The sequence below is a fragment of the Rhizobium sp. BK418 genome (assembly GCF_004341105.1).
GTDB lineage: Bacteria > Pseudomonadota > Alphaproteobacteria > Rhizobiales > Rhizobiaceae > Rhizobium.
Map to the genome: position 1 here is coordinate 627,431 of NZ_SLZK01000002.1, position 12,649 is coordinate 640,079.

Consider the following 12,649-nt stretch of genomic DNA (forward strand, 5'->3'; position numbering starts at 1 on the left):
GGCGCTGGGTGTCGGCTTTCATTAGGAGTTGGGAGTTCCACATAGACAAACAGGCCGCCCGTCAAGCGGGCGACCCGTCTGGACCTCCGATCACTCGGATTAAGCTTCCATGGAATATCCCGCACCGCGGACGGTGCGGATGACGTCCTGCATGTTGGAGAAGTTCAGCGCCTTGCGCAGGCGGCCGACATGGACGTCGACGGTGCGTTCGTCCACATAGATGTCATGGCCCCAGACGCCGTCCAGAAGCTGGGAACGGGAGAAGACCCGGCCCGGCGATGACATCAGGAATTCCAGCAGGCGGAATTCGGTGGGACCGAGGCGGACTTCGCGGCTCTTGCGATGAACGCGATGGGTTTCGCGATCGAGCTCGATATCTCCACACTTCAGAACGGTGGAGAGAACCTCGGGACGGGCGCGGCGCAGCATCGCCTTGACGCGGGCGACAAGCTCCGGCGTGGAGAAGGGCTTGACGACATAGTCGTCGGCGCCGGTCGAGAGACCGCGAACGCGCTCGCTTTCCTCGCCGCGTGCCGTCAGCATGATGATCGGCAGGCGCTCGGTCTCCGGTCGCATGCGCAGTCGGCGGCAGAGCTCGATGCCGGAAACGCCCGGCAGCATCCAGTCAAGGATGAGCAGGTCCGGCGTGCGCTCCTGAAGCCGGATTTCCGCCTCGTCGCCACGGAGGATCGTATCCACCTCGAAACCTTCCGCTTCGAGGTTGTAGCGGAGAAGCACGCTGAGTGCCTCTTCATCTTCAACAACTGCAACTCTTGGGATCATGCGTGTCAGTCTCCTAATGCATGATCCTTAAACCGGGGGTGATTTAAACAAGGGACCATGCAGAAACTCGGAATTGGCTGCACCTAAAGCGTGTCGCGATCCTTCGGATCCGCTGCCGCGCTGTAAGCTTTTTTCGCATGTCGTTATCGCAAAACCGCTGCACACTTTTGCGCGACATGCTTTCTGCGCGCCCCCGGCGAGGGCGCGCATGCAATGGGCAGGTCCGGATTACTCCGTGACTGCGCCGACGGTGTTGGAGCTGTCGTCCTTCGGACGCTCGCCCTCCGGCTGGGAACCGGTTGCCATGTAGTAGATCGTCTCGGCGATGTTGGTCGCATGATCGCCGATGCGCTCGATGTTCTTGGCGCAGAAGAGAAGATGCGTGCAGCTCGTGATGTTGCGCGGATCTTCCATCATGTAGGTCAGGAGTTCGCGGAACAGCGAGGTGTACATCGCGTCGATTTCATCGTCGCGCTCGCGGATCGACTTTGCCTTGTCGGCCGAACGCGTCGTGTAGACGTCGAGCACTTCCTTGAGCTGGACGAGCGCCAGTTCGGAAAGATGCTCGAGACCGCGGGCGAGCTTGCGCGGAACGCCGGTGCTCTGCACGGCGATGACACGCTTGGCCGTGTTCTTGCCGAGATCGCCGACGCGCTCGAGGTCGGCGGCGATACGGATCGAACCCATGATCTCGCGAAGGTCGGAGGCCATCGGCTGGCGACGGGCGATCGTGACAATCGCCTTGTCGTTGATTTCGCGCTCGGCATGATCGAGGATCACGTCGTCCGAGATGACTTTCTGTGCGAGCGCGGTGTCACCGTTGACGAGCGCGCGAACAGCGTCGGCACCCATCTGTTCGGCAAGGCCGCCCATCTCGGCAATGCGCCGGGACAGGAACTTCAGGTCGTCATCGTAAGCAGAGAAAATATGTGTCGATGCCATGGGGCTTTGTCCTCGAAAATCGGGAAGGCTTCACATCTCCAAACTCAGCCGAACCGGCCCATGATATAGTCCTGGGTACGCGGATCGTCCGGGTTGGTGAACATCTTGTCGGTGTCGTTCTCCTCGACCAGGTTGCCGAGGTGGAACATGGCTGTACGCTGTGATACGCGCGCGGCCTGCTGCATGGAATGCGTCACGATGACGATGGTGTAGTTTTCACGCAGCTCGTGGATCAGCTCTTCGACCTTGGCGGTTGCGATCGGGTCGAGCGCCGAGCAGGGCTCGTCCATCAGGATGACTTCCGGGCTGACGGCGACGGCGCGTGCGATGCACAGACGCTGCTGCTGGCCGCCGGAAAGCCCGGTGCCGGATTCATGCACGCGATCCTTGACTTCATTCCAGAGGCCGGCGCGCTGCAGGCTGGACTCGACGATCTGGTCGAGGTCTGCCTTGGACTTGGCGAGGCCGTGAATGCGCGGGCCATACGAGACGTTTTCGTAGATCGACTTCGGGAACGGGTTCGGCTTCTGGAACACCATGCCGACACGGGCGCGGAGTTCGACGACGTCGATGTCGGGATCGTAGATGTCGTCGCTGTCGAGCGTGATCTTGCCGGTCACGCGGCAGCCGTCGATCGTGTCGTTCATGCGGTTCAGCGACCGAAGGAAGGTAGACTTGCCGCAGCCGGACGGGCCGATCAGGGCGGTCACGGTGTTTTCGCGGATGTTCAGATTGACATCGAAAAGGGCGCGCTTTTCGCCGTAATAAACGGAGACATCCTGACCGATCATCTTATACGGGACGTTGCTCATTTTCTGGTCCAGCGCCTTCTCAACTGCTGCTTCCGTCAACATGTTCATGATCTCTACTCCGTTTACCAGCGGCGCTCAAAGCGACGACGCAAGAGGATAGCTCCGATGTTCATGACGATCAGGAACAGGAGCAGGACGATGATGGCACCCGAGGTTCTTTCCACGAAGGCGCGCTCGGCTTCGTTGGCCCACATGTAGACCTGAACCGGAAGTGCGGTGGAGGGATCGAGCGGAGTGGTCGGCGCCTGGGCGACGAACGCGACCATGCCGATCAGGAGCAGCGGCGCGGTTTCGCCGAGTGCGTGGGCAAGGCCGATGATCGTGCCGGTCAGAATGCCGGGCATGGCGAGCGGCAGCACATGGTGGAACACCATCTGCATCTTCGAAGCGCCGAGGCCCAGCGCCGCCGAGCGGATCGACGGCGGCACGGCGCGGAGCGCTGCACGCGTCGCGATGATGATCGTCGGCAGCGTCATCAGCGTCAGCACCAGACCACCGACGAGCGACGCCGAACGCGGCAGGCCGGCGAAGTTGATGAAGACCGACAGGCCGAGCAGACCGTAGACGATCGAGGGAACCGCGGCGAGGTTGTTGATGTTGACCTCAATCAGGTCCGTGAGCCTGTTCTTCGGCGCGAATTCCTCGAGGTAGATCGAGGCGGCGACGCCGATCGGCAGCGCAAGGACGAGAACGATCAGCATCAGGTAGAGCGAGCCGATGAGGGCGACGCCGAGACCTGCGGCTTCCGGACGGCTGGAATTGCCGTTGACGAAGAGGCCGGTGTTGAACTGCTTGTGGAGAGCGCCGCTCGCCTTCAGTTCGTTCATCCAGGCGACCTGCTTGTCGTTGACCTTGCGGTTCTTCTCGTCGACCGAAAGATTGATCTGGCCTTTGTTGGCGCTGTCGATATTGGCATCTGCAAGCACCGTAACATTGACGGTCTTGCCGATGATCGACGGGTCTGCAACGACCATGTCGCGCAACTGGATCGGCGCGCCCTTGGACAGCATGGCGGTTGCGTCGCGCACATCAGGACGGCTCGAGGCATTGATGCCGAGCTGCTTGACGATCGCGTCACGCAGCAGAACCGGATAGTTGGCGGCGACCAGAACCGAAGGGTCGGTCGCACGCTTGTTATCAGGGTCAATCGTCTTCTCGGCGAACTCGATCGGCAGCGTGATCGACGTCTGCTGGAACGCCGTATAGCCGTTGCTGATGACTGTCCAAAGCAGAATGAAGAGGAAGATCAGGCCGAATGCGATGGCTGCGATGCCATAGGCCTGGAACCGGCGCTCGGCAGCGTAGCGGCGCTTGATGCCGATATCGCGACGCGCAGGCGCCTTCGACACGGTGACGCCGGCGGCGGGGGAAACAATATTCGTCATTCGTACTGCTCCCGGTATTTGCGCACGATGTAGAGCGCATAAATGTTGAGGCAAAGCGTGATGCAGAACAGCGTGATGCCAAGTGCGAAGGCAACCAGCGTCTGCGGCGACGTGAACTCGAGGTCGCCGGTCAGCTGGTTGACGATCTTGACGGTCACCGTCGTCATCGGCTCGAAGGGATTGAGCTGAATGCGGGCGGCGACACCGGCGGCAAGCACCACGATCATGGTTTCGCCGATGGCGCGGGAAGCCGTCATCAGCAAAGCGCCGACGATGCCCGGAAGGGCCGCCGGGAGAACCACCTTCTTGATGGTTTCGGAGCGCGTGGCGCCGAGACCGAGCGAACCGTCGCGCAGGGCACGCGGCACTGCGGTGATGATATCGTCCGACAGCGAGGAAACGTAAGGGATCAGCATGATGCCCATGACGATACCAGCGGTGATGACGCTCTGTGCCTGGATGAAGTTCGTATAGTTGCCGGTCAGCAGACCGCTGATCTGCGCCGAGAAATCACGCAGGAACGGTCCGACGGTGACGAGCGCGAAGAAGCCGTAGACGATCGTCGGAATGCCGGCGAGCACCTCGAGAAGCGGCTTCGAGATGGAGCGCACCCTCGGAGAAGCATATTCAGCCATGTAGATGGCGGCAAAGAGGCCTACCGGCACGGCGACCAGCATGGCGACCAGGCCGATATAGAGCGTGCCGAGCAACAAGGGGATCAGGCCGAACTGGCCGAAAGACGAGCCGCCGGCGCCGGCAAAACGCGGATCCCAAACCGTGCCGAAGAAGAAGTCGGCGAAGGGAACGACCGCAAAGAAGCGGCCCGCTTCCGTCAGCATGGAAAGCACGATGCCGATCGTCGTCAGAATGGCGATGGAGGACGCGACAAGGAGCGCCCAGAGCATGACGCGTTCGACACGGTTGCGGGCGCGGAAACGCGGAGCAACGGAGCGCAGCGCGTAGAAAGCGCCTGCAACAGAAATGAGCAGCACGATCGCCGTCATGATGACGCGACTCGTCATACTCTCGGCGTTCAGGGCTTTTGCGGCATCGATCATGTAGGGCTGCGGCTCGCCGGCGAGCGGTACGCCCTTCTCGCTGAGCTTTGCCTGCAGGCCGGCAGGATTGCCAGACAGCGAAGAAAGCTCATCCGGCGGCAGCAGGTTCATGCCGCGGGCAACCGTGGCGACCATGCTGTAGGCGAGATCCTGCTGGACGGCCGGCTGCGCCTTCACGTCATCAGGAAAGGCGCCGCGAACGGAGGAAGAGATAATGCCCGGGCTGACGGCCAGCCAGACACACAGAACGATCAGGGAAGGCAGAACAGCCCAGATCGCGGCATAGGCGCCATAATAGGCCGGCCGCGAATGCAGGGCAGCAGATCTGCCCCCGGAAACGGCCATAGCGCGGCTGCGCGCAGCCACATAGGCAACGGCGCCGATCACTACCAGGCACAAGAGTATGATGGATGTGCTCATTCGTTACGTCCCCAGGCCCACAGCCCCCAAAGAGCCCGGCAGCTCCAGGAGCATGCCATCGGCTTCGACATCATGGAGAAGAAATCACCCGCTCGGCACCCCATTGGGCCGGACGGATAAAGCGATGCCGGCGCGACGCCCCCGAGCGCCGCGCCGGCAAAGTTCATTACATGGTCTTGCCAGCCTCTACGTCCTTGCGGATCGCATCGCGCTCTGCATCCGGAGCAGCAACGAGACCGTATTCGGCGAGCGGGCCGTCAGGGCCGATCATCTGGTCGGATACGAAGAAGTTGACATATTCCTTCAGGCCCGGAACGGCGCCGAGATGTGCCTTCTTGACGTAGAAGAACAACGGGCGGGAAACCGGGTAGGTGCCGTTAGCGATGGTTTCCGTCGACGGAACGATGCCGCTCATGGTCGCAACTTTGAGCTTGTCGGCATTGTTTTCGTAGAAGGAGAGGCCGAATACGCCAACGCCGGTCTTGTTGGCAGCGATGCGTGCCAGCGTTTCCGGATAGTCGCCGTCGATGTCAACGGCAGCGCCGTCCTTGCGGACTGCGACGCAAGCCTTTGCCTGGGCAGCCTTGTCGGAGATTTCCTTGGCGATAACGTCGGTTGCGCCGGAAGCCTTGCAGCCGGCAGCCAGAACGTTCTGTTCGAAGACTTCGCGGGTGCCGTGCTTTTCGCCCGGGATATAGGCAGCGATATCAACAGCCGGAAGCTTCGGGTTGACGTCGGACCACTTCTTGTACGGGTTGGCGACGAGCTTGCCGTCGACAACGACCTGCGCAGCGAGGGCCTTGTAGATATCGGCCGGAACGTAAGCAACGTCCGGGTTGGAAGCGTCGGTTGCGAAGACGATGCCGTCATAACCGATCTTGACTTCCTGAATGTCCGTTACGCCGGCGGCCTTGCAGGCTTCCAGCTCGCTCTTGTTGATCGGGCGCGAAGCGTTGGCAATGTCGATCGTGTCTTCACCGACGCCCTTGCAGAATTCCTTCAGACCAGCGCCCGTGCCGCCGGATTCGACGACCGGCGTCTTGAAGTTGGTGAAGGTCTCGCCGAAAGACTCGGCAACGATCTTCGCGTAAGGCAGGACGGTGGACGAACCAGCAACCTGGATCTGGTCGCGAGCGACAGCAACGCCAGCGAAAGCGGCGGTTGCAGCGAGCGCGGCAACAGTGAGTTTAAAGGTGTTCATTTGAATCTCCCGGCATTTGGGCTTGTGTGAGTGCGGCCTCAGAGAGGCCCTCGCATTGCCTTTTTTCATCGGCAGGACTCTCTTAGCTCCTTAAGCACCGTCCTTTTATGTCAAACCGATGAAACATTTATGACAGGTTAAGTTGTTGATTTTTAATGTGAAAATATTCTCGTATCAAATTGTGTGCGACATATTGCGTCAGAAGCGCACGGTAAACTCGGTCCCCTTGCCAACTTCGGATTTGACGATCAGCCGCGCACGGTGGCGCGTCAGAATGTGCTTGACGATGGCAAGCCCCAGCCCCGTGCCCTTCTTGGAACGGCTGTCCTCGATGCTGACGCGATAGAAACGCTCGGTCAGGCGCGGCACGTGTTCGGCCGGAATTCCCGGCCCCTTGTCGATGACGCTGACTTCCACCGGCTGGCCGGCGCCGTTCTTCAGCCAGACATCGACCGTCTCGCCCTCCTGCCCGTATTTGCAGGCATTTTCCATCAGGTTCTCGAAGACCTGGACGAGTTCGTCGCGGTCTCCCAGAACTTCAACCTTACCCTCAGGCAGGTGCAGGTTGATCGAGACGCCGACATCCCTTGCAAGGGGTACGAGCGAATCCCTGACATGACCGAGAAGCGGCACGAGATCCACCTTCTCGTCGGGGGCGATATGCGATTTGAGCTCCAGCCTTGACAGAGACAGGAGATCGTCGACGAGCCTGCTCATGCGCGTCGTCTGGTCGAGCATGATGCCGAGGAAGCGTGCCTGCGCCTTCGGATCGTTTTTCGCCGGCCCCTGGATGGTTTCGATGAAGCCGCGCAGCGAGGCCAGCGGCGTGCGCAGCTCATGGCTGGCATTGGCGACGAAATCCGAGCGCATGCGATCGATGCGGCGCACCTCGGAAATATCGCGGAAGGAGAGGATGTAAAAGCGTTCGTCGCGGCCGTCATCATCCTTGAATTCGACGGGGGCGCTGCGAACGATATAGACGCGCTCGGATGGCAGCCGCTCGGAATGTTCGATCTGGTTCGGCGCGTTTGTGGCGATGGTTTCGCGCACCATGTCCAAGACGCCCGGCGAACGCAGCCGCGCCGATATATGCGAGCCGAGCGTCACCTCGCCGAATGCCTTTTCGGCCGCGCGGTTCTGAAAGAGCACCGAGGCATCTTCCGAGAGCACCATGACCGGGATATCGAGCCCAGCCAATGTGGCGGAGACCTCCGGCAGGCGGCTCGGAAGCAGTTCGGGCTCCGGCTCGACCGGCTCGACGGCATCGGGCTTGATGACCGGGGCCTCGTTGAAGAGCGACGCGAAAGCCATCACGAGCAGCAGGGCAAGCACGATCCACTTGTTCATGCCCGCAGCCAGCGCCACCAGCGCGCTCAAGAGCGTCGCCAGCAAAACCGGGCGCTCGCGCCGAATTCGCGCCAACAGGCTTTTCGTCCACGGCATGTCGTCTTCCAAAGTGCCTCTCACGGCATCGATTCGTTTTCTTTACATTCAAACTCTGCCTGATAGCCGCGTTTCATGACAGAAGTTTTCCGTTTGCGAAACTTGCGCGAAAAGCCGCAGCCGCGCGACGGCGAATTGCGCTTTGCTTACGCAGTGGATTTGATTTTCAATGATAAATATGTTCGCCTCTTGCAAAACGAAACCATCAAGCACCGGAGGGAGCGATGGCCAACGATGTCGAAAGCAGGGCCGTGGAACTGGAGATCAGGGGCAAGAGGCGCGTCTTCGATATCGACGATCCCGTCCTGCCCGGATGGGTGGATGACCACGCGCTCGAATCCGGCGACTATCCTTACAAGAAGAAGCTGAAGGAAGACGAGTATTACCAAGAGCTCAGGCAGCTGCAGGCAGAGCTGGTAAAGGTGCAGTTCTGGCTGCAGGCGACGGGCAAACGGGTGATGGCCCTCTTCGAAGGGCGCGATGCCGCCGGCAAGGGCGGCGCGATCCAGGCCTCCTCGGCGCATATGAACCCGCGCCTTGCCCGCGTGGTGGCGCTTGCCAAGCCGACCGACCGGGAACAGGGCCAATGGTATTTCCAGCGCTATATCACGCAGTTTCCGACATCGGGCGAATTCGTGCTCTTCGACCGCTCCTGGTACAATCGTGCCGGCGTGGAGCCGGTCATGGGCTTCTGCACGTCGAAACAATATGAGGATTTCCTGCACCAGGCGCCGCAGGTGGAGAAGGTCATCGTCCACGAAGGCATATTCTTCTTCAAATTCTATCTCGATATCGGCCGGGAAATGCAGATCAAGCGCTTCCATGACCGGCGGCATGACCCGCTCGCCTGCTGGAAACTCTCTTCGATGGATATAGCCGCCTTGACCAAATGGGGCGATTATAGCGAGAAGCGCGACCGCATGCTGAAGGAAACCCACACGGAATTCGCCCCCTGGACGGTGATCCGTGCCAATGACAAGCGCCGGGCGCGGCTGAACCTCATCCGCCACATGCTTGACACCATCGACTATGACGGCAAGAACAAGGACGCGATCGGCGCGCTCGATGACAAGATCATCGGCTCCGGTCCCGGCTTCCTGAAATAAACCGAGGCAACCGGGCCGCTTACTGGCCCGGCAGGATGCGCACGGCAAAGAGATTGATGCCGCGGGCCTTGCCGTCGACATCGCTGTTGATCATCAGCCGGCCCGGAGAATTCGGCGCGAGCGAGCGGTCGAAGCGCACCTGGAGCAGCGCATCCGACTTTTCACGCGTGACATTGAAACGATGGCGGGCGCAATTGCCGAGCGACTGGAAATCGCACTCGACGGTGATCTGGGTCGGCTCGTCCGTAGTGGACTGCAGGGTGAGCGCCACGGTCGAGGACTTGCCGGCGAGCTGCTGCAGCACATTGGCGGGAATGCTGACGGAGACGTTGCCATCGGTATTGCCGCTCTCGGAGGTCAGGCGCACGGCTGGGCCTTCGGTTTCGGTGACGTTTTCCGAGCGCGCACGCGGACCGGCCTGGATCTTGTCGGTATCGGCAGGCTTGAAGACTTCGATCCAGTCCGCCGAGAAGCTATTCTGCGGATCGATGGCGACCGGTGCATCGTTCTGCGGCGACGCGCCGTTGCCGGCACTCTCCTCGCCATTGAAATCCTCCGGCTGCGTGCTGGCAGGCGGATTTGCGACGCTGGTATCGCGCTCGGCCGCCGTCTTCAGCAGACCGGAAGTATAGGCCCACCAGCCGCCCATGCCGATGAAGGCGAGAACCACGCACCAGACGAGCAGACGCGAAAAGAACTTGCGCGGCTTGCGGCGGACAGCGGCCCTCTCGGGGCGAAAATCCATGCCGCCGGCCTTCTGCGGCGTTGCGCGCATCTCTCCGCGCATTTCTCCAGCAGGTGCCGCCCCCAGCTGATCGGCGCTGCTGGCGTGAACATCGTCCAGGCTCGCATCATCGACATACCCGGCGGCATCATAGCCGCGCGTTTCGCCGACAACGGCGAGATGGTTGTCCTCATGCGCGCGATAAGCGGGCTCTTCTGCGCGATCGGCCGGCTCTTCCACCTGATGCACGGGCTCAGGCATCTCGACGACGGGCGGGACGGGAACCTCCGGAGGCCCCTGGCGCGGGTGAAGGCGGGCGCGCTCCTCGCTCTCGATCGTATGGATCGTGGTTTCCAGACGATGGCGGTGATAGGCCACGACATCGGCATCGGTGATATCCTGCTTACGCAGGCCGGCTTCCAGCGCCTGACGCGCAGACTGATAGATGCGTGCGCGAACTTCCGCGCTGTCGCGGTCGGAACTATCGAGCGCAGTTCTGATGGCCGTTTCTAGTCCGCTCACGTCGGGTCCTTCGCGTTTCGTCGCGACATCCACCCCAAAAGCGTGTCGCGATTTTCAGATCGCTTGCCATGCTTCAGGCTCCTGGTTTCGCACGTCGTTACCACAAAACCGCCGCACACATTTGCGCGACATGCTCTAGAGATTGAATGTCTGTCAAAATTCGGTAACGGCAAGTACGGCAAACCGCAAGCCTTGCAGCCCCTTCGGAGCGCATGGGCGGGGGAAAAGCGATGCCGCCCGGCGTTCCCAAGGTTTCATTTGATATTCTGAAAGTGGACAGGATTACGGAAAAGGCGCAGCTTTCGCTCTTACTCTTTTCCCCGAGCTCTTTTCCTCTGGCGCTCTTTTCCTTGGGCGCCGGCTCTGATACATCAGTTGACGTTTTCGTAAACGTCAAAAACGGTGACCGCATGGCCTTGCCGCCGATCCTCACGGATAATTTGAGACTGCCGGTCATCGGCTCGCCGCTTTTCATCATTTCGCATCCGGCGCTGACGCTGGCGCAATGCAAGGCCGGCGTGATCGGCGCCTTTCCGGCGCTGAACGCGCGGCCGGAAAGTCAGCTCGACGAGTGGCTGGCGATGATGTCAGAAGATCTTGCCCATCATAATGCCAGGCATCCGGAACGGCCGGCCGCCCCCTTCGCGGTCAACCAGATCGTCCATATGTCGAACAAGCGGCTGGAGCACGATCTGATGCTCTGCGTGAAATACAAGGTGCCGATCGTCATTTCCTCGCTCGGCGCGGTGCCGGAGGTGAATGCAGCGGTTCATTCCTACGGCGGCATCGTGCTGCACGACATCATCAACAACCGCCATGCCAATTCGGCGATCCGCAAGGGCGCGGACGGGCTGATCGCGGTTGCGGCAGGAGCGGGCGGACATGCGGGCACGCTTTCCCCCTTCGCGCTGGTGCAGGAAATCCGCGCATGGTTCGACGGCCCGCTGCTGCTCGCCGGCGCGATTGCGACCGGCGACGCCATTCTGGCAGCCCAGGCCATGGGCGCCGACATGGCCTATATCGGCACCCCCTTCATCGCGACCGAGGAGGCGCGCGCCGCCGACGCCTACAAGCAGGCGATCGTCGAGGGTGCTGCCGCCGATATCGTCTACTCCAACTATTTCACCGGCGTGCACGGCAACTACCTGAAACCCTCCATCCGCGCCGCCGGCCTCGACCCGGACAACCTGCCCGACGCCGATCCCTCGAAGATGGATTTCGAACAGGCAACGGGCGGCGCAAAGGCCTGGAAGGACATCTGGGGCAGCGGCCAGGGCATCGGCGCGATCAAGGCCGTGGAGCCGGTGGCAAAGCTGGTCGACCGGCTGGAAGCGGAATATCAGGCCGCTCGCGCCCGGCTGGCGCTTTGAAGCGGAGGCCTTCCACAGGCTTCAGCTTTTTTGCCCGGGGGCATAAGAGGGTGCTTGAAATCTTGAGACAATGCCTGTATCAGCCCCATGCAAATCGCGGGCGACACGCTTCGCCCGCCGGATTGCCGCTTTAGCTCAGTCGGTAGAGCACATCATTCGTAATGATGGGGTCACGTGTTCGAGTCACGTAAGCGGCACCATTTTTTCTTTGAAATTCAAAAATTACCCTCCCCACTACCACATAGTAGTTTTGCTTTTTCACATTTGAGGGGCCACGCATGGATGTGCCTGCCGAAGTCGATCTTTCAACTCAGAGACAAAAGTGGGCTTGGGCGACGTTGCTTTGTGTTCTGGTATCGCCAGTCTTCCTCATTCTGAAAACACTCGTTTTTATGCTTGGCCTGGACGCGTTCCTGTTTTTTGGGGCATTCATCGTCGTCGCTATTGTGGGGTTTCTTCTTGGCCCGGTGTCGGTGGTTTGGAGTGGGTATATAGCGTTGACCGACGTCATTCTTGGCCTTTCGGAAGACCACAAATACTTCTTGTGCTGTTCGTCGAAAAACCGATTTGAATCAGAACTTGTTTCATGGGTGCCAGTTTTAATGTTTCCGGCAGGGATGACCAGCTGCCTACTTCTAGCTCGGTTGATGTTTTGGAAATCTCTCACGCTCCGACAGATGATATTGGTTGTCGCGGTCTCGACTGTTATCGCGCAAGGTTTGTTGTGGTACTATGAATGGCAAGAGGTGATCGTAAACTGCTCGACCGTTCAGTGTAATTTTTGAAGTGATTTGCGAATTGAGGTAGTTGATAACCTCATATACCGCGCCCTCATTAAGCCCTTTCACCCATGAGAACCGACTGAAACTGAAGCACCTCCTGC

Annotated in this window: 11 protein-coding genes and 1 tRNA gene; 4 read left to right on the forward strand and 8 right to left on the reverse strand. The window is 60.4% G+C overall.

Annotation, left to right across the window (positions count from 1 at the left end; translation table 11 throughout):
- Window positions 1–99: 99 nt before the first annotated feature.
- The 7 genes from phoB to phoR all read right to left on the reverse strand — a co-directional run bounded on the left by phoB (window position 100) and on the right by phoR (window position 8,023).
- Window positions 100–783: a phosphate regulon transcriptional regulator PhoB gene (phoB, locus tag EV281_RS09100; protein WP_003570612.1), complete on the reverse strand. Its 684-nt coding sequence runs from the start codon at window positions 781–783 to the stop codon at window positions 100–102.
- Window positions 784–1,011: 228 nt separating this feature from the next.
- On the reverse strand, window positions 1,012–1,725 hold the full coding sequence (phoU, locus tag EV281_RS09105; RefSeq protein WP_132652764.1) for a phosphate signaling complex protein PhoU: 714 nt from the start codon (window positions 1,723–1,725) through the stop codon (window positions 1,012–1,014).
- Between the two features lie 44 nt (window positions 1,726–1,769).
- The gene (gene pstB, locus EV281_RS09110) at window positions 1,770–2,585 is read right to left on the reverse strand and encodes a phosphate ABC transporter ATP-binding protein PstB (RefSeq protein WP_132652765.1); all 816 of its coding nucleotides are present in this window, start codon (window positions 2,583–2,585) and stop codon (window positions 1,770–1,772) included.
- Between the two features lie 14 nt (window positions 2,586–2,599).
- Window positions 2,600–3,922, reverse strand: coding sequence for a phosphate ABC transporter permease PstA (gene pstA, locus EV281_RS09115; RefSeq protein WP_132652766.1), 1,323 nt, complete (start codon window positions 3,920–3,922; stop codon window positions 2,600–2,602).
- A complete protein-coding gene (pstC, locus tag EV281_RS09120) occupies window positions 3,919–5,400 on the reverse strand; it encodes a phosphate ABC transporter permease subunit PstC (RefSeq protein WP_132652767.1) in 1,482 nt (493 codons plus the stop codon). The genes pstA and pstC overlap by 4 nt, the downstream gene beginning before the upstream one ends.
- Before the next feature lie 166 nt (window positions 5,401–5,566).
- Window positions 5,567–6,601: a substrate-binding domain-containing protein gene (locus EV281_RS09125; protein WP_132652768.1), complete on the reverse strand. Its 1,035-nt coding sequence runs from the start codon at window positions 6,599–6,601 to the stop codon at window positions 5,567–5,569.
- Between the two features lie 198 nt (window positions 6,602–6,799).
- Entirely contained in the window at window positions 6,800–8,023 is a 1,224-nt protein-coding gene (gene phoR, locus EV281_RS09130; protein ID WP_132653220.1) for a phosphate regulon sensor histidine kinase PhoR, read from the reverse strand.
- A gap of 245 nt (window positions 8,024–8,268) precedes the next feature.
- On the opposite strand from phoR, the gene ppk2 reads away from it, so the two are divergent.
- Window positions 8,269–9,150, forward strand: coding sequence for a polyphosphate kinase 2 (gene ppk2, locus EV281_RS09135; protein ID WP_132652769.1), 882 nt, complete (start codon window positions 8,269–8,271; stop codon window positions 9,148–9,150).
- A gap of 19 nt (window positions 9,151–9,169) precedes the next feature.
- On the opposite strand, the gene EV281_RS09140 is transcribed toward ppk2, so the two are convergent.
- Entirely contained in the window at window positions 9,170–10,396 is a 1,227-nt protein-coding gene (locus EV281_RS09140; RefSeq protein WP_132652770.1) for a regulator, read from the reverse strand.
- A 410-nt stretch (window positions 10,397–10,806) separates the two neighbouring features.
- Between EV281_RS09140 and EV281_RS09145 the strand changes: the two genes are divergently transcribed.
- The 3 genes from EV281_RS09145 to EV281_RS09155 all read left to right on the forward strand — a co-directional run bounded on the left by EV281_RS09145 (window position 10,807) and on the right by EV281_RS09155 (window position 12,551).
- On the forward strand, window positions 10,807–11,766 hold the full coding sequence (locus EV281_RS09145; RefSeq protein ID WP_132652771.1) for a nitronate monooxygenase family protein: 960 nt from the start codon (window positions 10,807–10,809) through the stop codon (window positions 11,764–11,766).
- Window positions 11,767–11,890: 124 nt separating this feature from the next.
- Window positions 11,891–11,966 (forward strand) — tRNA-Thr (locus EV281_RS09150).
- A 78-nt stretch (window positions 11,967–12,044) separates the two neighbouring features.
- Entirely contained in the window at window positions 12,045–12,551 is a 507-nt protein-coding gene (locus EV281_RS09155) for a hypothetical protein (protein WP_132652772.1), read from the forward strand.
- The last annotated feature ends 98 nt before the right edge of the window (window positions 12,552–12,649 follow it).